Source organism: Allosphingosinicella sp., from assembly GCF_036403745.1.
Taxonomy (GTDB): Bacteria; Pseudomonadota; Alphaproteobacteria; order Sphingomonadales; family Sphingomonadaceae; genus Allosphingosinicella.
This window is the reverse complement of the sequence record NZ_DASWQI010000004.1, coordinates 1-20,315: the sequence shown is the minus strand read 5'-3', so window position 1 is coordinate 20,315 and position 20,315 is coordinate 1. Positions and strand designations below refer to the sequence as shown.

The 20,315-nt window shown below is 71.5% G+C and carries 18 protein-coding genes and 1 riboswitch; of the genes, 11 read left to right on the top strand and 7 right to left on the bottom strand.

Going from position 1 to position 20,315, the window contains the following annotated elements:
- Positions 1-29: 29 nt before the first annotated feature.
- From VGC56_RS00395 to VGC56_RS00385, 3 genes are read left to right on the top strand one after another with little or no spacing between them, the layout of a single operon-like run.
- Positions 30-1,352: an MFS transporter gene (locus VGC56_RS00395; protein WP_464122501.1), complete on the top strand. Its 1,323-nt coding sequence runs from the start codon at positions 30-32 to the stop codon at positions 1,350-1,352.
- A complete protein-coding gene (locus tag VGC56_RS00390) occupies positions 1,349-3,181 on the top strand; it encodes a glycoside hydrolase family 2 protein (RefSeq protein WP_464122499.1) in 1,833 nt (610 codons plus the stop codon). Before VGC56_RS00395 ends, VGC56_RS00390 begins: the two co-directional genes overlap by 4 nt.
- Positions 3,178-4,503, top strand: coding sequence for an alpha/beta hydrolase family protein (locus tag VGC56_RS00385; RefSeq protein ID WP_464122497.1), 1,326 nt, complete (start codon positions 3,178-3,180; stop codon positions 4,501-4,503). Before VGC56_RS00390 ends, VGC56_RS00385 begins: the two co-directional genes overlap by 4 nt.
- Here VGC56_RS00385 and VGC56_RS00380 read toward each other — a convergent pair.
- The 3 genes from VGC56_RS00380 to VGC56_RS00370 are packed head-to-tail and all read right to left on the bottom strand — an operon-like array spanning position 4,475 to position 9,241.
- Entirely contained in the window at positions 4,475-7,072 is a 2,598-nt protein-coding gene (locus VGC56_RS00380; RefSeq protein ID WP_464122495.1) for a glycoside hydrolase family 3 C-terminal domain-containing protein, read from the bottom strand. The two genes, VGC56_RS00385 and VGC56_RS00380, sit on opposite strands and share 29 nt — an antisense overlap.
- Positions 7,069-8,217 (bottom strand): Gfo/Idh/MocA family protein, encoded by a 1,149-nt coding sequence (locus VGC56_RS00375; RefSeq protein WP_464122492.1) that lies wholly within the window; start codon positions 8,215-8,217, stop codon positions 7,069-7,071. Before VGC56_RS00375 ends, VGC56_RS00380 begins: the two co-directional genes overlap by 4 nt.
- A gap of 4 nt (positions 8,218-8,221) precedes the next feature.
- Positions 8,222-9,241, bottom strand: coding sequence for an SMP-30/gluconolactonase/LRE family protein (locus VGC56_RS00370; RefSeq protein WP_464122489.1), 1,020 nt, complete (start codon positions 9,239-9,241; stop codon positions 8,222-8,224).
- 57 nt (positions 9,242-9,298) lie between these two features.
- On the opposite strand from VGC56_RS00370, the gene VGC56_RS00365 reads away from it, so the two are divergent.
- The 3 genes from VGC56_RS00365 (at position 9,299) to VGC56_RS00355 (ending at position 12,689) form a co-directional block, all read left to right on the top strand.
- The gene (locus tag VGC56_RS00365) at positions 9,299-10,516 is read left to right on the top strand and encodes an SGNH/GDSL hydrolase family protein (protein ID WP_464122486.1); all 1,218 of its coding nucleotides are present in this window, start codon (positions 9,299-9,301) and stop codon (positions 10,514-10,516) included.
- A gap of 95 nt (positions 10,517-10,611) precedes the next feature.
- A complete protein-coding gene (locus tag VGC56_RS00360; protein ID WP_464122485.1) occupies positions 10,612-11,343 on the top strand; it encodes a response regulator in 732 nt (243 codons plus the stop codon).
- Positions 11,340-12,689 carry an ATP-binding protein gene (locus VGC56_RS00355; protein ID WP_464122483.1) on the top strand — a complete coding sequence of 450 codons (1,350 nt, stop codon included), beginning with the start codon at positions 11,340-11,342 and terminating at the stop codon, positions 12,687-12,689. The genes VGC56_RS00360 and VGC56_RS00355 overlap by 4 nt, the downstream gene beginning before the upstream one ends.
- Here VGC56_RS00355 and VGC56_RS00350 read toward each other — a convergent pair.
- Complete coding sequence (locus VGC56_RS00350; RefSeq protein ID WP_464122480.1) at positions 12,686-12,898, bottom strand: hypothetical protein; 213 nt, start codon at positions 12,896-12,898, stop codon at positions 12,686-12,688. The two genes, VGC56_RS00355 and VGC56_RS00350, sit on opposite strands and share 4 nt — an antisense overlap.
- Positions 12,899-13,117: 219 nt before the next feature.
- Between VGC56_RS00350 and VGC56_RS00345 the strand changes: the two genes are divergently transcribed.
- Both VGC56_RS00345 and VGC56_RS00340 read left to right on the top strand, forming a co-directional pair.
- Positions 13,118-13,315: a hypothetical protein gene (locus tag VGC56_RS00345; RefSeq protein WP_464122478.1), complete on the top strand. Its 198-nt coding sequence runs from the start codon at positions 13,118-13,120 to the stop codon at positions 13,313-13,315.
- The gene (locus VGC56_RS00340) at positions 13,312-13,689 is read left to right on the top strand and encodes a hypothetical protein (protein ID WP_464122476.1); all 378 of its coding nucleotides are present in this window, start codon (positions 13,312-13,314) and stop codon (positions 13,687-13,689) included. Before VGC56_RS00345 ends, VGC56_RS00340 begins: the two co-directional genes overlap by 4 nt.
- Positions 13,690-13,692: 3 nt before the next feature.
- On the opposite strand, the gene VGC56_RS00335 is transcribed toward VGC56_RS00340, so the two are convergent.
- Complete coding sequence (locus tag VGC56_RS00335) at positions 13,693-13,992, bottom strand: WYL domain-containing protein (protein WP_464122473.1); 300 nt, start codon at positions 13,990-13,992, stop codon at positions 13,693-13,695.
- 305 nt (positions 13,993-14,297) lie between these two features.
- A riboswitch (SAM-I-IV-variant riboswitch) is annotated at positions 14,298-14,402 on the top strand.
- Between the two features lie 37 nt (positions 14,403-14,439).
- Between VGC56_RS00335 and VGC56_RS00330 the strand changes: the two genes are divergently transcribed.
- The 3 genes from VGC56_RS00330 to VGC56_RS00320 are packed head-to-tail and all read left to right on the top strand — an operon-like array spanning position 14,440 to position 17,536.
- Positions 14,440-15,447 carry a hypothetical protein gene (locus VGC56_RS00330; protein WP_464122471.1) on the top strand — a complete coding sequence of 336 codons (1,008 nt, stop codon included), beginning with the start codon at positions 14,440-14,442 and terminating at the stop codon, positions 15,445-15,447.
- Positions 15,447-16,382: an alpha/beta fold hydrolase gene (locus tag VGC56_RS00325; RefSeq protein WP_464122469.1), complete on the top strand. Its 936-nt coding sequence runs from the start codon at positions 15,447-15,449 to the stop codon at positions 16,380-16,382. The genes VGC56_RS00330 and VGC56_RS00325 overlap by 1 nt, the downstream gene beginning before the upstream one ends.
- Positions 16,379-17,536, top strand: a complete 1,158-nt coding sequence (locus VGC56_RS00320) for a trans-sulfuration enzyme family protein (RefSeq protein ID WP_464122467.1) — start codon at positions 16,379-16,381, stop codon at positions 17,534-17,536. The genes VGC56_RS00325 and VGC56_RS00320 overlap by 4 nt, the downstream gene beginning before the upstream one ends.
- Here the strand turns inward: VGC56_RS00320 and VGC56_RS00315 are convergent.
- Together VGC56_RS00315 and VGC56_RS00310 are read right to left on the bottom strand one after the other, a co-directional pair.
- Positions 17,526-18,908 carry a glutamate synthase subunit beta gene (locus VGC56_RS00315; protein WP_464122465.1) on the bottom strand — a complete coding sequence of 461 codons (1,383 nt, stop codon included), beginning with the start codon at positions 18,906-18,908 and terminating at the stop codon, positions 17,526-17,528. The genes VGC56_RS00320 and VGC56_RS00315 overlap by 11 nt on opposite strands.
- Before the next feature lies 1 nt (position 18,909).
- Positions 18,910-20,315 (bottom strand): GltB/FmdC/FwdC-like GXGXG domain-containing protein (locus VGC56_RS00310; protein WP_464122461.1); only part of this gene is annotated, 1,406 nt, incomplete at its 5' end.

Genomic DNA, 20,315 nt, shown 5'->3' with positions numbered 1-20,315 from the left:
AGCTTGACTCGTTCGCCTCCGCGCCAGCAATGTTAGCGCTCACACGCGGGAGGGGAGGACGAGTGAGCGACGCCGGAACCGCCCCACCTCCCGCCCGCACCGGCCACGTCCGCTGGGTAATTTGCGGCCTCCTCTTCGCCGCCATCGTCCTTTCCTACATCGACCGGCTCGTCCTGCCGGTCCTGAAGCCGACGCTGCAGCACCTCTACGGCTGGTCGGAGACCGGCTATGGCGACGTCGTCTTCTGGTTCCAGGCCGCCTACGGCATCGGCTTCCTGCTGTTCGGCCGACTGATCGACCGCATTGGACCGCGGCTCGGCTACGCGCTGGCGATGGGGGTGTGGACGCTCGCGCACATGGCGCACGTCTTCTTCCGCACCACCGCCGGCTTCACGCTCGTGCGGGTGCTGCTGGCGGCCGGCGAATCCGGGACCTACCCAGCCGCCTTGGCCGCCGCCGGCGAGTGGTTCCCGCGCCGCGAGCGCGCCTTCGCGATCGGCATCTTCAACGCCGGCGCCAATGTCGGCGCGATCGTGACGCCGCTGCTCGTGCCGGCGCTGGCGCTGGCCTGGGGCTGGCAGTCGGCCTTCGTCGTCACCGGCCTCTTCAACCTCGTCTGGATCGCCGTCTGGCTTCTCTACTACCGCGCCCCCCGCCAGCATCGCCGCCTCGGCGCGGCGGAGCTCGCCCTCATCGAATCCGAGCCGGCGGCGGAGCAGAAGCCGGTCGCCTGGCGCCGCCTCCTCGCCACCCGCCAAGCCTGGGCCTATATGGCCGGCCGGTTCCTGATCGACCCGATCTGGTGGACCTTCCTGTTCTGGCTGCCGGACTTCTTCTCGAAGCGCTATCACCTCGATCTCAAGAGCTTCGGCTTGCCGCTCGTCGCCATCTACATCCTCGCCGACGTCGGCTCCGTGCTCGGCGGCTGGTATAGCTCGCGCCTCCTCGGCCGCGGCGTCGCGCTCGGGCGGGCGCGCAAACGGGCGATGCTCGGCGCGGCCCTCATCGTGATGCCGGTCGCCTTCGCGATGGCGGCGCCGGGCGTGTGGGTTGCGGTGCTGCTCATCGGCCTCGCCTGCGCAGGCCACCAGGGCTTCTCAGCCAACCTCTTCTCGATGCCCGCCGACCTCTTCCCGCGCTGGGCGGTCGGCTCCGTCGTCGGCCTCGGCGGCTTTGCGGGCGCGGCCGGCGGCATGCTGATGGCGAAATATGCCGGCTGGGTGCTGCAGAGCTTCGGCTCCTACACGCCGATCTTCATCGTCTCGGGCATGGCGTACCTGATCGCGCTCGCCGTCACCCACGTCATCAACCCGCTTTACGCCCCCGTCACCAAATTCGCGGAAGTCCCATGAAAGCTCTGCTCGCCCTCCTCCTCGTCTCCCTCGCCACGCCCGGGTCCGCCGCCCCGGTGCTCGTCGCCGGCGACATCCGCCCGGCGCAGGACCTCACCGGCCCCTGGCACTGGTCCGCCGACCCCTATCGCGACGGCGTCGCCGGCTTCCACGGGGAGGAGCCGGGCCTCGGCCACCGCCGCTATGCCGATGTCGATGTCGAGGCGGAGATGGCGAAGCACCCCAACGCCTTGTTCGAGTTCGACATGGCGCGCTCCCCGATCGCCACCCTCCCCTCCTCCTGGATCAACCACGATCCGACCATGCGCCATTATGACGGCCTCGTCTGGTACCAGCGCGGCTTCGAAGCGCAGCCGCGCGCGGGCCGCCGCTATTTCCTGCGCTTCGGCGCCGCCGAATATCGCGCCGATGTCTTCGTGAACGGCAAGCGGGTCGGCAGCCACGAGGGCGGCTTCACCCCCTTCGCGTTCGAGGTGACGGGGCTGCTCCGCGCCGGCGCCAACCAGGTGACGGTCGGCGTCGATTCCCAGCGCTCCGACGCGACGGTGCCGCCGACGGTCACCGATTGGGAGACCTACGGCGGTCTCACCCGCCCCGTCCGCCTCATCGAGGTGCCGGCAACCTACGTCGACGATGCCTGGATCCGCCTCACCCGCGACGGCCACATCCGGGCGAGCGGCCGGCTCGACGGACCGGCGGCGGCCGGCGCGGAGGTGCGGGTGCGAGTTGCGGGGCTCCTTCTCACCGCACGCAGCGCCGCCGACGGCAGCTGGTCCGTCGAGGCGGCGGCGCCGCGTACCCTCAAGCGCTGGTCACCCGACAGCCCCACCCTCTACGACGTCATTGTCGAAGCCGGGGAGGATCGCCTCACCGACCGCATCGGCTTCCGCACCATCGCCGTCCGCGGCCGCCAGATCCTGCTCAACGGCAAGCCGATCTTCCTGCGCGGCATTTCGGTCCATGAGGAGGAGCTCGGCGCCGACCCGACCCGGGCGATGACACCCGCCGCCGCCCGCGCCCTGCTCGCCGAGGTCAAGACCGGCCTCCACGGCAATTTCGTCCGCCTCGCCCACTATCCGCATGCGGAGGCGATGACCCGGGCCGCCGACGAGATGGGGCTGATCGTGTGGAGCGAGATCCCCGTCTACTGGCGCGTCGCCTTCGGCCGGCCGGAGACGCTGGCGCTGGCCCGAACGATGCTCGCCGAGAACATCCTGCGCGACCGCAACCGCGCCGCCATCGCCCTGTGGAGCGTCGGCAACGAGACGCCGGTCGGCGCCGACCGCAACGCCTTCCTCGCCGCCCTCGCCGGTGACGTGCGCAAGCTCGACGACACCCGCCTCGTCACCGCCGCCCTCCTCACCCGCCGGGAGCAGCGGGACGGGCACCCGGTGATGGTCCTCGACGATCCGCTCGCCGCGTCGCTCGATGTACTGGCGGTCAACACCTACAATGGCTGGTATACGGACGACCGTCTCGCCGACCTGCCGGCGATCGGCTGGCGGGTGAACGAGGACAAGCCGCTGATCCTGTCCGAACTCGGCGCCGATGCCAAAGCGGGCTTCCACGACCCGGCGACGCTGCGCAAATATTCGGAGGAATTCCAAGCCGAATATTACCGCCAGACGCTGGCGATGGCGGCGAAGATTCCCTTCCTCGCCGGCATGTCGCCCTGGATCCTCAAGGACTTCCGCTCCCCGCGCCGCCAGCACCCGGTCTTCCAGCAGGGCTGGAACCGCAAGGGCCTCATCTCGGAGACGGGCCAGCGCAAGCTAGCGTTCGACGTTCTCGCCGGCTTCTATCGCGAGATCGAGGCGGAGGGGCGGTGAGAAGGGTTCTCGCGCTCGCCGCCCTCGCCGCCAGTGCCGTAGCTGCGCAGCCACCCTCGGCTGAGCGCCGCGCCGCGACCGAGGCGGATTACAAGGCGACCCTCGCCCGCCTCGGCATCGCCAGCCTTCGCCCCGGCGCCGACGGCTACAACCGCGCTGCGGCCAACGCCGTCAATTACGACGAGGCGAAGGCGGGGCTCACCTCGCCGCTGCCGCCGCTGCTCACGGTCGCCAAGCCCACGGCCCGCTGGTGGTGGACGGTGCGGCGGCCGCAGCTCGTCCGGATGATCGAGGACGAGATGGTCGGCCGCGTCCCCGCGACAGCGCCGACGATCGTCTGGCGGCTCGACTCTACCGCACATGCGCTGAAGGACGGCATCCCCGTTCTCGCCCGCCATTATCGTGGGGGCGCAGCGGGGACGAAACTTGCCATCGACCTGTGGCTGACGGTGCCGGAGGGTGCGCCGGGCCCTGTCGCCGTCATCCTCGAGCTCGGCTTCCCGGAAGGCTTCCGCTTCCCCGGCTTCCCGCCACAGCCGGCGCCCGCCGATCCCTGGACGGCCCAGATCCTCCGCCGCGGCTGGGGCTATGCGATCCTCGATCCGCGCACCGTCCAGCCCGACGACGGCGCCGGCCTCGCGGACGGCGTGATCGGCGCCGCGGCGGGCGGGAAGCCGCGCGGGCCGCACGAATGGGGCGCCCTGCGCGCCTGGGCCTGGGGCGCGGGCCGCGCGCTCGACCTGCTCGCCCGGGACCCGCGCATCGACCGCAGCCGGGTCGCCGTGGAAGGGCTGTCGCGCTACGGCAAGGCGGCGCTGGTGACGATGGCGTTCGAGCCTGGCTTCTCGATGGGTTTTATCGGCTCGTCCGGCGCCGGCGGGGCGAAGCTGCTCCGCCGCGACTTCGGCGAGCGGATCGGAAACCTCGCCGCTTCGGGCGAGTATCATTGGTTCGCCCCGGCCTTCCTCCTTCATGCCGGCCCGCGCACAGTCGACGACCTGCCGTTCGACGCCCACAGCCTCATCGCCCTCGCCGCGCCGCGACCGCTGTTCTTTGGGGCCGGCCGCTTCGACGCCGACGGCTGGGTCGACCCGAGGGGCAGCTTCGAGGCGGCAAGGGCGGCGACGCCGGCATGGCGCCTGCTCGGTGCACCGGGGCTGGTCGGCGAAGCCTATCCGGCGATCAACGAAGGCCGGACCGAAGGCCGTATCGCCTTTCGGCAACAGGATGGCGGCCATTCCAACGCGCGCAACTGGCCAGCCTTCCTCGCCTTCGCCGCGCGGCAGTGGCGCCTCAGCGCGGCAGCGTCGCCTCGCCGGTGACGCGGAAGGTCGCCGCCACGCCGGACGCGCTCATTCCAGGCTGGCCGCCGCCGACCCACAGCCGGTAATCCGCGGCCCGTACCCGCGTGGCGCCGCTCTCGTCGGCAAAGGCGAGGTCACGGGGGGCGAGCTGGAAGGTGACGGTCCGCGCTTCCCCGGGGGCGAGGTGGATGCGCTCGAAGGCCTTCAACGACCGCCGCGGCGTCCCCGACAGCGAGGGCGTCTCCACATAGAGCTGGACGACCTCGTCGCCGGCCACCGCTCCGGCGTTCCGGACCGTGACGCGCACCGCCTGCCCCTCGCCCGCGCGGACCTCCGGGCTCGCGGCAAGGCCGGAATAGGTGAAGCGCGTGTAGCTGAGGCCGTGGCCGAACGAATATTCCGGCTGCCCGCGGAAATAGCGATAGGTGCGGTTCGCCATCGCGTAGTCCGCGAAGGCCGGCAGCTGGGCGTTGTCGGCGTAGAAGGTGACCGGCAGGCGCCCCGCCGGGTTGACGCGGCCGGTCAGGACGTCGGCGATCGCCTGACCGCCCTGCTCGCCGCCATACCAAGCCTCGACGATTGCCGCCGCGCGCCGGCCCTCCGCGCCGAGCGCGACGGCCGAGCCGCTCTGCAGAATCACGACCACCGGCTTCCCGGTCGCCTCCAGGGCAGCGAGCAGCCGCCGCTGCGCCTCCGGCAGGCGGATGTCGGTGCGGTCGCCGCCTTCGAAGCCGGGGACCTTGACGGGCATCTCCTCGCCCTCGAGCCAGGCGGTGAGGCCGACGAAGGCGACCACCACGTCGGCGCCGCGCGCCTTTTCCACGGCCTCGGCAAGCTGCGCCTCCGCCGGCGCCCGCCACGCCAGGGTGATCGCCGGGGCGTAGCTGGGGGAGCGGTGGGCATATTCGACGACGATCCGGCGCGGACGGGTGTCGGCGGCGTGGAGCTTCACCACCTGCCCTTCGCCGGCGTCGCGGGCCGAGCAGGGGCTCTCGACCCGCAGCGGCTCGGCGCCGTCGATGCGGATCGAGTAGCGCTCCACGGTCGCCGCGGCGTCGCAGCGGCGGCGCTGGAGCTCGAAGCTGTAGTCGCCCCCCGCGGGAAGCTGCAGCGTCCCTTCCCATCGCACGGAGAAGCTCTTCGGATCGACTCCCGGTGCCGGCGCGAGCCAGTTCCAATTGTGGTCGATCTCCCGCTCGTCCCGCACCGCGAGCGGCGGCCCAGCCAGTTCCGTGCCGGCATAGAAGCGCGCCTTGACCCCGGAGAGCGCGGTGCGCGGAACGGGGACCGCGGCGCCATCGACGAAGACGGAGCCCTGCGCGTAGGCGGCGCGATAGTCGGCGGCGAGCGCGTCGAGCGGCAGCACGGCGCCGACCGGCGTGCCGTTGTAATTGCCTTCAAGCGAGATGAGCGAGGCGGCGCCCGGCCCGAGCACCGCCACGCGCTTGCCGGGCCGCAGCGGCAGGATGCCGCCGTTCTTCAAGAGCACGATCGCCTCGCGCGCCGCCTGGAGCGACAGCGCGCGGTGCTCGGGCGCATGGTTGGCGGAGAGCGGCACGTTCGCGAAGGGCGGCGTGGGATCGAACATGCCGAGCCGCATCCGCCCGGCGAGCACCCGCTTCAGCGCCGTATCCACCTCGCCTTGCGTCAGCAGCCCCGCCGCCACCGCCTTGGGGATGTCGAGATATTCGTCCTTCATGTCGCAGGCGAGGTCGGTCCCCGCCTTCACCGCCGCGGCGACGCCCTCGACGTTGGTGCGGGTGAAATGGTGGCCGGTGGTAATGTCGTCGATCGCGCCGCAGTCGGAGACGACGTAGCCGGAAAAGCCCCAGTCGCGGCGGATGAGGCCGGTGAGCAGCTCCGGATTGGCGCAGGCGGGCTTCCCGTCCAGCGCATTGTAGGCGCACATGATCGACGCGACCTTACCGTCGACGACGGTGCGTCGGAAGGCGGGGAGGTAGGTCTCGGCGAGGTCCTGCCGGGACGGAGCGACGTTGAAGCCGTGGCGCAGCGGCTCCGGTCCGCTGTGGACCGCGAGGTGCTTCGACGCCGCCAGCGCCGGCGACAGAAGCGGGTCGGGACCCTGGATGCCGCGGATGAACTCGGTCGCCAGCACGCCCGTCAGATACGGGTCCTCGCCGAGCGTCTCCTGGCCCCGCCCCCAGCGCGGATCGCGGAAGATGTTGATGTTGGGCGACCAGAAGGTGAGGCCGAAATAGCGGCCCCTGTTCCCCTCGCGCTGCGCCTGGTTGAACTTGGCGCGGCCTTCCAGCGCGATCGTCTCGCCCTCGGCGCGAATCAGCCTTTTGTCCCACGTCGCCGCCATGCCGATCGCCTGCGGGAAGACGGTCGCCTCGCCGGCGCGGGCGACGCCGTGCAGCGCCTCGTTCCAGAAGGAGTAAGACGGGATGCCGAGCCGCGGGATGGCGGGCGTCGCATCCTGCATCTGCGCCGCTTTCTCCTCGAGCGTCAGGCGGGAGACGAGATCGTCCACCCGCCGCTCGATCGGCTGTGAAGGGTCGCGCCACACCTGTGCCGCGGCCGGAGCGGCACTCACCAGCAGCGCGGCCAGGAGAGCGGCCTTCATGCCGGCACCGCCGTGGCGGGATCGACGGCGCGGCGATAGTTCCAGGCGGTCCGCACCGTCGCGCCGCCGCGCGCCACCGATTCGAGGATCGCGTGCATCAACCGCATATCCTGCAGCCCCTCTTCGCCGGGCGAGACCATTGGCGCCCGCCCGCGCACCACGTCGGCCATCCAGTCCATCTCCCGCGCGAACTGGTCGATCTCGACGATCTTCGGCTCCCGCTCACCCGGCATGCCGCCGAGCACGAGGCGGTTGCCGCCGTAGAAGCAGCCGGGGTCGGCATTCATCTTGCCGCTTGTGCCGTAGACTTCCCACGCCATCGTCCCCGCCTGGTCGAACGAGGTGGTGCCGGTGGAGAGGGCGCCGGAGGGGAAGCGGAATTCCCAGGCGATCATGTCCTCCACCGTTTGGAAGCGGGGGTCCCGCCGGTCGGTCTGCGCCCAGGCGCGGACCTCGACCGGCTCCTCGTTCAACAGGTAGCGCGCACCGTTGATGCCGTAGATGCCCATGTCGGTGAGCGCGCCGCCGCCCGACTTGACCAGGTCGAGCCGCCACGCGTCGGACGGGTCGGAGAGGTCCGACTGCCGGCCCATGTTGGTGACGACGAGCCGCGGCCGGCCGAGCGCGCCGGCCCGCATCTTGCGCATCGCGTAGAGGTTGAGCGGCTCGTAGTGGCAGCGATAGGCGATCATCAGCTTGCGGTTGGCCGCCTTGGCCGCCGCGATCATCCGTTCCGCATCGCCGACGCTGGTCGCCATCGGCTTCTCGCACAGGACGTGCTTGCCGGCCTTCAAGGCGCGGATCGTGTACTCCGCGTGGAGGAAGTTCGGCAGCACGATGTAGACCACCTCGATCCGCGGATCGGCGGCGATGCGGTCGAAATCCTCGTAGCCGTAGACCGAGCGTGCCGGCAGCTTGTGCTCGGCGGCAAGGCGGTTCGCATTTTCCGCATGGCCGCTGACCAGAGCCGCCAGCCGCGCGCTGCGGCAATGGGCGAAGCCGGGGACGATCTGGCCGAGCGACAGCTTGCCCAGCCCCACCACCGCGAAGCCGACGCCGTCGCCCTGCGCCCGCCCGAGCGTCGGCAAAGCGGCGGCGGCCAATCCCAGGCCGAGGAGTCCGCGGCGGGAGATGTCGTCGTTCATCCCATCACCTCAGCTTCGGCAGCCGCACCGGCGCGCCGCGGACGTTCGTGCGCACTGCCGCCAGGACGTGCGTCGAGGTCATGAACAGGGTGCGCCCATCGGGTCCGCCGAAGGTGCAGTTGGAAATGGCCGCGCCGGTCGAGACGAGGCCGATCTCGCGCCCGGCCGCGGTGAAGACGTGGACGCCGCCTGGCCCGGTCGCCCAGAGGTTCCCGCGGTCATCGACGGTCATCCCGTCGGGCAGCCCCGGCAGGCCCTTGGCGGCGAGCGCGGTCATGTCCGCGAAGACGCGGCGGCGGGACAGGGTTCCGCTGGCCGAGACGTCCCAGGCGAGGATCACCGCCCGCTGCGGATCGGAGTTGGAGACGTAGAGCGTGCGGCCGTCGGGAGAGAAGGCGATGCCGTTCGGATATCGCAGCCCGGCCTCCACGCGCGTGACGCGGCCATCCGGCGCGCGGCGATAGACGCCGTTCACCGGCTGCTCCTTGAGCGGCGAGGCGTCGATCCCCTCGAGCCCGTAAGGCGGATCGGTGAACCAGATCGCGCCGTCGGGGCCGACCGCGAGGTCGTTGGGCGAATTGAACCGCCGGCCCTCGAACCGCTCCGCCAGCATCCGCTTCGCCTTGGTGCGCAGGTCGAGCAAGGCGATGCCGCGATGGCCCTGGTCGGCGAGGAGGAGGAGTCCGGGACCGCCCGGCTTCAGCCCGTTCGACCCGGGCTCGCGGAATCCGGCCGCCTCCGTTCCGCCTGAAGGCTCGAGGAAGACACTCGCCGCGACCGCGCCGGGAGACCAGCGATAGATGCGGTTCTTCGGCACGTCGCTCAGCAGCAAATAGCCGCCGTCTGCCACCCACACCGGGCCCTCCGCCCAGCTGAAGCCGTCGGCGAGGATCCGCACCTCGGCGCCCGGCGGGACGAGCGCCGCGAAGGCCGGGGCCCGCGCCCCGACGGCCGGAGGCGCCGCGGGAGCGGGAGCGGCGAAGGCCGCGGCGAGAGCAAGAAACAGGGCGGCACGGCGCAGCATGGCCCCAGTTTCTGCGCAATGTTAGCGGTAACGCAAGCCCCGACGGAGAACCGGCACATGATTCGCCGCCTGCTTGCCATGGTCCCCTTGCTGGCGACGCTCGCCGCCGCCCCGGCACCCGCCTCCCAAAGATGGGTGCTGAGCTGGGCGTCCGCGCAACAAGTGCCCGAGCCGACCAATGCTCTTCCTCCCGAAGCGCTGCGCGATGCAACGCTGCGGCAGGTCGTCCGCCTCTCCGCGGGCGGCCGGAGGGTGAGGGTGCGCTTGTCGAACGCGTTCGGCACGGCACCGCTGAACATCGACGCCGCCGGCATCGCCCTCGCCGGACGGACGCCGGGGTCGATCACCGGGGCGCGGCCGTTGCGGTTCGGAGGCGGGACGGAGGTGACCATCCCCGCCGGCGCCGAAATCCTTTCGGACCCGGTCGCGCTCATGGTGAGGCCCCGCACCCGCCTCGCCGTCAGCATCCACTTCACGGCCGCGCCGCAGCAGCAGACCGGCCATCCCGGCTCCCGCGCCACCTCCTGGCTTGCCCGCGGCAACCTCGTCGGCGCCGGCACCCTCCCTGGCGCTACGAAGGCCGAACATTGGTACCAGCTCTCCGGCGTCGAGACCGAAGCCGGCGGCGCGGGCGCCACGATCGTCGCCCTCGGCGACTCCATCACCGACGGCCACGGCGCCACGACCGACGTCGACGACAGGTGGCCCGACCGGCTTGCGGAGCGCCTGCTGCGCGCCGGCTATGGCGACATCGCCGTCGCCAATGCCGGGATCGGCGGCAACCGCCTGCTCCTCGACGGTCTCGGCCCCAATGCCCTTGCCCGCTTCGACCGCGACGTCCTCGCCGCAGCGGGTGTGCGCAGCGTGATCCTCCTCGAAGGCATCAACGATCTCGGCACCGCCACCCGCGAGCGCCCGCTGAGCCCCACCGAGCACACCGTCCTGGTCGCGCGGATCGTCGGCGCCTATCGGCAGATCGTCGAGCGAGCGCACGAACGGGGTCTGCGCATCCTTGGCGGCACCCTCACGCCCTTCGTCGGCTCCGGCTACTACCATCCCGACGCCGCGACGGAGGCGGATCGGCAGGCGATCAACGCCTGGATCCGCGCCCCCGGCCACTTCGATGCCGTCGTGGACTTCGACCGGGTCGCGCGCGACCCCGCGCACCCCGAGCGCCTGCTCCCGGCCTACGATTCGGGCGACCACCTCCACCCCTCCCCCGGCGGCTATGCCGCCATGGCGGCGGCGGTGCCGCTGGCGGCGCTCGTCCGTTGAACGAGCCGGCGTAAGTGGCGGCGGCGCCACGCTTTGTGTCCGGTTCCTGACGGGGCCGAAAAACCCGGTATAAGCGCGCACGCCAAACCGGCATCATGTTGATGGAAACCAATTTCGTGGACGAGAAGAGCCGCATCCTGCTGGTCGACGACGACGAGGCGCTGCGCGGCCTCATCGCCGAGTTCCTCGGCGGGCACGGCTATACGGTGTTTCAGGCCGACGGCGGCCAGACGATGCGCAAGCTGCTCGAGCAGGAGCGGGTCAGCATCGTCGTCCTGGACGTGATGATGCCCGGTGAGGATGGGCTCTCCTTGGCCCGGAGTTTGAGCGGCCGGCTCGATCTCGGCATCATCATGGTCTCGGCTCTGGGCAGCGAGACCGATCGCATCGTCGGACTCGAGGTGGGCGCCGACGACTATCTGGCAAAGCCTGTCAGCCCCCGCGAGCTCCTGGCCCGCATCCGCGCCTTGCTGCGGCGCCAGCACCAGGTCGAGGAGGCGGACGACGTCGCCACCGCCTTCAGCTTCGAGGACTGGACCTTCGACGTCATCCGCCGGGTGCTGCGCGATCCTTCCAACGTCATCATCAGCCTGTCGGAGGGCGAATTCTCGCTGCTGCGGGTGTTCGTCGAGCGGCCGCAGCGCGTGCTGACCCGCGACCAATTGCTCGAATATGCCCGCGGGCCGGACAGCGACGCCTTCGACCGGGCGATCGACACGCAGGTCAGCCGGCTCCGGCGCAAGCTCGCCACCCGCACCAAGTCCGAGCTGATCCGCACCGTCCGCAACGAAGGCTATATGTTCCTGCCCAAGGTCGCCAAAAGGTGAGCGGCCGCCGCCTGCGCTTCCCGGACACGATCCTCAGCCGCACGCTTCTCGTCGCCATCGGCACGGCGGTGCTGCTGACGGCGGTCAATCTCGGCGCGATCCTGCTGCGCCCGCCGCCGCGCGACATCCCGCTCTCTGCCTACGAGATGTCGCGGCTCCTCAACGGCGCGCCGATCGCCAAGACGACCAGCGGCATCGCGACCAGCCTCGCCGCCGCGCCGCCGCGTCTCCATGCCGCCACCGACACCGATGGAATGGTGGCGATCGCGCTCGCCCACTACCTCGCCGTGCCGTCCGCGGACGTGCGGATCCACCAGGAGGAATCGCACCGGGGACGCTTCCCCCGCGGCGCCGACCAGGACCGGCGGGAGCTCGCCGAATACGGCCTCGACCATTTCGATCCCGTCATCTTCGGCGCCTTCACCGCCGCCGCGCGGCTGCCGGACGGACAATGGCGGGTCCTCCACCGCGCCGGCCGCGACCGCCTCGAGAATTGGCAGGTGGGGACGATCATCACCACCTTGCTCTCGGTCCTCGTCGTCGTCGCTTTGGCCTCGCTCTTCAGCAGCCGCCTCGCCCGGCCGATCCGCGCCTTCGCGCTCGCCGCGGAGAAGGTGGGACGGCGCCAGCAGCTCACGCCCGTCGAGGTCAGGGGGCCGGCCGAGATCCGCCTCGCCGCCGAGGCCGTCAACGACATGCAGCGCCGCATCGCCGGCTATGTCGCCGAGCGCACCGCTTTGGTCGGCGCGATCGCGCACGACCTCAGGACACCGCTCACCCGCTTGGCCTTTTTGCTCGCCTCCGCGCCCGAAGCGCTGCGCGCCAAGGCGGAGCTGCAGATCGAGGAGATGGAGCAGATGATCGCCTCCACCCTCGAATTCATCGCCGACGAGACGCGGGCGCGGCCGCAGGAGGCGGTCGACCTCGCCTTGCTGGTCGAAGGCGTGGTCGACGACCTCGCCGACACGGGCCGCGCCGTGGCGCTCGCCGGCGTCGAGCCTGCCACCGTGTCGGGCGATCCGATCCTGCTCAAACGGCTGTTCGCCAACCTCGTCAACAACGCCGTCACCTACGGCCACCGCGCGACGGTGACGATCAAGGTCGCGGGCGGCGGCTGGGCGGACGTCGAGATTGCCGACGCCGGCCCCGGCCTCGGAGAGGCCGACCTCGAACGCGCCTTCGAGCCGTTCTACCGCGCCGAGGGCTCCCGCAACCGCGCCACCGGCGGCATCGGCCTCGGCCTCGCCATCGTCCGGGCCGCGGCGCGCCGGCACGGCGGCGAGGTCACCCTCGCCAACCGGCCCGAGGGCGGCCTGTCGGCGCGGGTCAGGCTGCCGGTCGTTTAGGCCTCCTCGGGCCCAAGCTCCGGGCCGTCCAAACCCGGCGCTTCGCGCCAGCGGCGGTCGACGATCTTCATCAGCGCGATCGCGGCCATGATGAAGAGCAGATACCAGAAGATGAGGTTCGCGAAGGTCGAGACCATCCCGTCCGGCCACCGGAAGGCGACGTCCGCGGAGGCCGAGGTGAGCGCGAACAGCGCCAGCCAGAACTTCATGTGAGCACTCCCATATATCTTCCCTGGCGCCGGACCTTCTCCCGTTGGCGCCCGCTCCCGGCGCCCTTTTCCGGCTGCCCCGCCGAACTGGCGCGGCCGCGTTGCCGCGGTTTGTCTCCTTTGTGACGTTGCGACGGCCGGAGCCCCGGGCGCGGCGTGCGCCACCGGTGTCACATTCGGGAAAAATCCCGGCCAAAGAGCGGTTCGAAGCGAAGGGGCATGACGAAGCCGACCCTCAACCGCCGCCCGCCGATCCGCGCCGCCCGCAGGGGCCGGTGCAAGCTCGGCCGCCATCTCGCCGAGGCGCAGCGCACGCCGGACGAGCGCGGCCTCCTGCGAAGCCGCTGCCGCCTCTGCGGAGTGGAGCTGGTCCAGCTGTTCGGCCGGTCGTGGATCGTGTCGGGGAAGCTCGGATGAGGCGCCTGCCGACTTGCCTCGCCGCCACGGCAATCCTTCTCAGCGCGGCGCCGGCGGCGGCCGTGGGCCTGCCGCAGAAGACGGTGACGACCGAGGTCTACGGCAACGAGACCTGCCCCAAGGCCGCCGACGGGGAGATCGTCGTCTGCGCCCGCCGCCCCGAGAACGAGCGCTACCGCATCCCCAAGGCGCTGCGCCAGACGCGCCGGACCGACGCGCCGAGCATGTCCTGGGCCGCGCGCTGGGCGGGGGTCGAGAATGCCAGCCGCTACACGATGCCGAACAGCTGCTCGACCGTCGGCGCCTGGGGCCAGACCGGCTGCACCCAGGCGATGATCCGCCAATGGTGGCTGGAGCGGCAGTCGGGGCGCTAGCGCCTAAAGCCGCCGCTCCTGGGGCGCGTGGCGCTGGATTTGGGCGTAGAGGCCGGGTGCCGAGAACGGGACCGGCGTTTCCTGGAGCTCGCTCAAGCCCGCAACCTTGAACGTGCCGAGCTTGAGCTTGCCGGGCTGGACGCCGTCGCGGGCCATGGTGACCGCCGTCAGATACAGCTCGTCGCGCTTGGTGAAGGTGCCGTAGGGCGCCAGCATCGACAGGCCGCGGTTGTAGCGCACCGTGATGAAGCGATGCTCGCGGATCGCCTCGGCCAGCCGCACCAGTTCCGCATCGCTCAGCATGGCATTGGCTCCTCCGCGACCGACCAACCGCAGCGCGTGCAGGCGCCGCCGGAAAAGGCGCTGTGCACGCCCCACGGCTTTTCCGGGCTGCAGCGCAGCCACGCCGCCGCCAGGGGCGGAGCGGTGGCCGCGAAGGCCGGAAGGCTGGTCAAGTCCGTCATGTTGCACCGCACAATGTCGGGGCTCGAACGCACAATGTCACGCCCCGGTGCGGTGAAAAATTCGCCTGGCGGTCGATTCCGGCGACTTGACCCGGCGCCGCAGACCCCGCTAACCGGGGCTCAGAGGCAGGCGCAATGCGCCGGTCTCGGCATCAAGAGTGGGCTTCACGGCCCACGCCAACCTGCCCTCCCGGGCAAGGTGGCGGTCCCCAACGGGACGATGCGGCTGAGGCAACCAAACGGGACCCCAGGCAGCGTCGTCCTTCGATCAGCGAAGGATGAAGACATGAAGCTGGCTTTTCCAGACGACGACACCCTCTCCGTCAGCGCGCTGACCGGCCTTGCCGCCGCGCCGCAGCGGCCGCTCCGCATCGCGCTGGCGGGCTACGGCCATGTCGGCCAGGCGCTCGCCGCCCGGCTGGCGGGCGACCCGGCGTACCGGATCGTATCGATCCTGGTGCGCGACACCGCCCGCCCCCGCGCCTTCGCGCCGCCGGTGCCGCTCACCGCCAGCGTCGACCATTTCCTGTATCCGGAGGCGGACGTGCTGGTCGACGTGCTCTCCTGTCACAAGACGGGCGCCGCTTTGGCCTCGCGCTGCCTCGCCATGGGGGTCCACGCGGTCAGTGCCAGCAAGCGGGCGGTGAGCACGCGCTACGAGGCGCTCACCGGCGCCGCCCGCGCCGGGGCGGCGAAGCTCCTCTACGGCGCGGCGGTGGGCGGCGCGGCGCCGGTGCTGGAGACCGTCGCCGCCGCCCGTCAGGTCTCGCCGGTGGTGGAGGTGGCGGGAATCCTCAACGGCACCGTCAATTATTTGCTCGACCGGCTCGCGCGGGGCTGCCCGTTCGAGGCGGCGCTGGTCGATGCCCGGCTCGCCGGCTTCGCGGAGGAGGATCCGAGCGAGGACCTCACCGGGGCCGACGCCGCCGCCAAGCTCCGCCTCATTGCCATCGAGGCGTTCGGACCGGAGGCTGCGGCCGGGCTCAAGGTGGAGACGGAGACGCTGGATGCGGCCAAGGCGGCGGCAATCGCGGCGAGCGGGGAACGGTGGGTGCAGCTCGCCCGCCTGCGCCGCACCGCGGAGGGGCTGGAGGCGCGCGTGACGCTGGCGCGGGCGGCGAACGTCCGCGCTCTTCCCGCTTTGCCCGACGAGTGGAACGGCGCGGCGGTCACCACCGAGGACGGCCGTGTGTTTCGCTGCCTCGGCCGCGGCGCCGGCGGGGCTCCCACGTCGGAGGCGATTGTGGCAGACCTCGTCCGGGTCCGCGCGGCGATCGCGGCCGGAGGCGCATGATGGCGACGACGATCGGAGAGGGGCTGGACGTCGAGGTGAGGCTGCCGCCGCACCTCCAGCGCTACGGCGGCGCGACGACCGCGCGCCTCTCCGGCTGCAGCGGTCCGGTGGTGGTGGCGCTCGGCGGCATCTCCGCCGACCGCTTCGTCTGCACCGGCAAGGACGGCGGGCCGGGCTGGTGGCGGGGACTGGTCGGTGCGGGATGCCCAATCGACCCCGCTTGTGCCCGGATCGTTGGCCTCGACTTCGCGGCCGATCCGACCGGCGTTCGCGCGCCCTCCACCGTCGAGCAAGCCGAAGTCGTCGCCGCCGCGCTCGATTCGCTCGGGCTGGACGCGGCGGACCTCCTGCTCGGCGCCTCCTACGGCGGCATGGTCGGGCTCGCGTTCGCCCAGCATTTCCCTGCGCGCATTCGCCGCCTCGCCATCCTCTGCGCCCCGGCGACGCCCCACCCCGCCGCCACTGCGATGCGCGAGCTCCAGCGCCGCACCGTCGCCATGGGACTGGCGCTTGGCTCCGGCGCCGAAGCGCTGTCCATCGCCCGCGGCCTCGCCATGCTGACGTACCGCACCCCCGAAGAATTCGACGCGCGCTTCGCCGGCGGCAACGCGGAGGACGCCTCGCTCGCCGTCTCCGCGCCCGGCGCCTATCTCCGCGCCAGAGGGGATTCCTACCTCTCCGTCATGTCGCCGGAGCGCTTCCTCAGCCTCTCCGCCTCGATCGACCGTCACGCCGTCGACCCGAGCGCCATCCCGCACCCGACGCTCGTGATCGGGGCGAGGAGCGACCGTCTCGTCCCCCCGCACCAGCTCGAAGCGCTCGCCGGCGCCCTTCCCAATTGCGAATTGCACCTGCTCGACAGCCTCTACGGCCACGATTCCTTCCTCAAGGAAACCGCCATGATCGCGCCGCTCATCGCCGGCTTCCTCGCGTGACGGACGAGGCGCCGGACAGCGCCGTTGCGCGGGCGCGCTCCGAATGGGGCGGCGGCCACGGGGCCCTCACGCCGCCGCTCAGCGCCTCCGACACGTACCGCTGGGACGATAGCGAGACCAAGCCGGACTATGATTATTCGCGCACAGTGAACCCCAATCGCGACCAGCTCGCCGAACTGCTTTCGGAGCTGGAAGGCGCCGCCGGAGGGGTGATCACCGGCTCGGGCCAATCGGCGGCTTTGCTCGCCCTCCTCCCGCTGCCGGCCGACGCGCTCGTGGTCGCGCCGCACGATTGCTACGGCGGCACCTACCGGCTCCTCTCGGGCTTCGCCGAGCGTGGCCGCATCCGCACCGACTTCATCGACATGAAGGACGGTGCAGCCTTCGAAGCGGCGCTGGCGAAGGGGCCGGCACTGGTCTGGTTCGAGACGCCGAGCAACCCGCTCCTCCGCCTCACCGATCTCGCCGCCCGCGCCGCACAGGCGCGCAACGCCGGCGCCCGCACCCTCGCGGACAACACGCTGCAAACGCCGGTCCTCCAGCGCCCGCTCGCCCTGGGCTGCGACATGGTGCTCCATTCCACCACCAAGGCCTTGAACGGGCACGGCGACCTCTTCGGCGGCGCGCTCCTCGCCGCCGACCCAGAGCAGGTCGAGACGCTGCGCTGGTGGTCCAACGCCGGCGGCCTCAACGCCGGCGCCTTCGATGCCTGGCAGACCCTGCGCGGCCTGCGCACCCTGCCGCTGCGCGTCCGCCAGATGCAGGCGAGCGCGCAGCTTATCGCCGCCTGGCTCAGCGCGCAGGCCGGGGTGTCGGAAGTCTTCTACCCGGGGCTCGACACCCACCCCGATCACGCCCTCGCCCGCCGCCAGCAGGCCGGCCCCGGCTTCATGCTCAGCTTCCGCCTTTCGGGCGGCGCCGCCGCGGCCGATGCGTTTACCAAGGCGCTCCGCCTCGTCACCCTCGCCTCCTCGCTCGGCGGCTTCAGCACCCTTATCTGCCGCCCCGCCACCATGACCCACCGCGGCATGCCGCCCGAAGCGCAGGCCCGCGCCGGCATCCACCCGGACCTGCTCCGTCTCTCGGTCGGCCTCGAAGCCGCCAACGACCTCATCACCGACCTCGCCCGCGGGCTCGAAGCGGCTAGGCGCTGACCTTCAGCCAGGCGTCCACTTCCGCGGCGCAGTCGCGGCCTTCTCGGATCGCCCAGACCACCAGCGACTGGCCGCGGCGCGCATCGCCGCAGGCGAAGACGCCCTCGCGCGAGGTTGCGTAGCGGCCGGGCGGCGTTGCGACGTTGCCGCGGCCGGTGGTGGCCACGTCGGCGCGGGCGACCGCGCCATCCGCTTCGGGACCGGTGAAGCCCATCGCGAGCAGGACGAGGTCCGCCTTCAGCGCCAGGGTCTCGCCCGTATCGACACGGCGGCAGCGCACGGCCTCGACCCGCCCATCGCCGACGAAGGCTTCCGTCGTCGCCGCGAACGCCCGCTCACAGCCTTCCTCCTGCGACGAGGAGGTGCGGAGCTTCATCGGCCATTCGGGCCATATCAGCGCCTTGTCTTCGCGGAGCGGCGGGCGGGGCAGGATTTCGAGCTGGGTGACCGACGCCGCGCCCTGGCGGTTGGCGGTGCCGATGCAGTCGGAGCCGGTGTCGCCGCCGCCGATCACCACGACATGCTTCCCCGCCGCGTCGACGGGCTCCGCGCCCCCATCGAGGCCCGCCACACGCCGGTTCTGCTGGGTGAGATAGTCCATCGCGAAATGCACCCCAGCCAGCTCGCGTCCCGGCACCGGCAGGTCGCGCGGCGCTTCGGCGCCGGCGGCGAGGACGAGGACGTGGTAATCGTCCATCAGCCGCTCGACGGAGACGGCGCGGCCGACCGCCATGCCGGTGCGGAAGATCACGCCTTCCGCCTCCATCTGGGCGACGCGGCGGTCGATCAGCGCCTTGTCCATCTTGAAGTCGGGGATGCCGTAGCGGAGCAGGCCGCCGACCCGGTCGGCCTTTTCGAACACGGTCGGCGCATGGCCCATCCGCGCCAATTGCTGGGCGCAGGCGAGCCCGGCGGGGCCGGAGCCGACGATCGCGATGCGCTTGCCCGTCCCGCGCGGCGCGATCTCGGGGACGATCCAGCCTTCCTCCCAGCCGCGATCGATGATGGCGCATTCGATCGTCTTGATCGTCACCGGCGCGTCGTCGAGGTTCAGCGTGCACGCCGCCTCGCAGGGGGCCGGGCAGATGCGGCCGGTGAATTCCGGGAAGTTGTTGGTGCGATGGAGCCGCGCCAGCGCCTCCTGCCAGCGGCCGCGGGCGGCGAGGTCGTTCCAGTCGGGGATGTAGTTCGAGACGGGGCAGGCGGAATGGCAGAAGGGGATGCCGCAATCCATGCAGCGCTCCCCCTGCCGCCGCACCTCGCCGACGGGGAGCGGGCGGACGAACTCGGCCCAGCTGCGCAGTCGCTCCTCGACCGGCGCGTAGGCCCGCTCATGGCGCTCGATGGTGAGGAAGCCGGTGGGGTTCGCCATCTCAGAGCGCCATCGCTTCGAGGGGTGCCGGCTCGGCAGCGTGCGCCGCCTGGGCCCGCTGGAGGGCCGCGCGATAATCGATCGGCATGACCTTCACGAAGTGCCGCAGCGCTGCGGCCCAATCGGCCAGCAGGCGGGCGGCGCGGCGGCTTCCGGTCAGCGCCTGGTGCCGCTCGACCAGCAAGCGCAGGCGCTCGGCATCGTGGCGGAGCATGTCGGCCATCGGCTCGGCGGGGTCGAAACAGGGCTCCACGCCCAGAGCCTCGATCGCGACGGAAGCGGTGTTGCACCGCGCCGCCAGCTCGCCGCGCGGATCGTAGACATAGGCGACACCGCCCGACATGCCGGCCGCGAAGTTGCGCCCCACTTCGCCCAGCACGGCAACGACGCCGCCGGTCATATATTCGCAGCCATGGTCGCCCGTGCCCTCGACGATTGCGACCGCGCCGGAGTTGCGCACGGCGAACCGCTCCCCGGCGACCCCGGCGAAATAGGCCTCCCCCGAGGTGGCGCCGTAGAGGCAGGTGTTGCCGACCACGATGTTTGCCGCCGCCTCGCGCGGAGCTTCTTCGGGCGGCCGGACGATCAGCCGCGCGCCGCACAAGCCCTTGCCGACATAGTCGTTGGCGTCGCCGACCAGCTCCAGCGTCAGCCCGGCGAGGGCGAAGGCGCCGAAGCTTTGCCCGGCGGTGCCGGTGAAGCAGGCGTGAAGCTCCCCACCGAGTCCACGCGCCACCATCTCGCCCGAGACCCGCGCGCCGACGCTGCGGTCGACGTTGCGAATTGGCAAGGCGAAGCGGCGCTGCCCGCGCTGCAGCGCATCCAGCATGGCGACGTCGAGCGGCGCCTCGTGCCGCTGCGCGTGGCCCTGCAGCCGGTGCAGGGCATGCGGCGCCGCGCACGCGAGCAACCGGGAGAGATCGAGACCCCGCGCCTTCCAATGCTCCCCCGCGTCCAGGCTGCGGAGCAGGTCGGCGCGGCCGGTCATTTCGTCCAGCGAGCGGAGGCCGAGGCCGGCCATGATCGCGCGCAGCTCCTCGGCGACGAAGAAGAGATAGTTCACCACATGCTCGGGCTGGCCGGTGAATTTCGCGCGGAGCAGCGGATCCTGGGTGGCGATGCCGACCGGGCAGGTGTTGAGATGGCATTTGCGCATCATGATGCAGCCGGCAGCGATCAAAGGTGCGGTGGCGAAGCCGAATTCGTCGGCGCCGAGCAAAGCGGCGATGGCGACGTCGCGGCCGGTGCGCAGCCCGCCGTCGGCCTGGACGCAGACCCGGCCGCGCAGGCCGTTGCGCGCCAGGGTCTGCTGGGTTTCGGCGAGGCCGATCTCCCAGGGCAGGCCGGCATGGGTGAGCGACGTCAAAGGCGACGCGCCGGTGCCGCCCTCATAGCCGGCGATGGTGA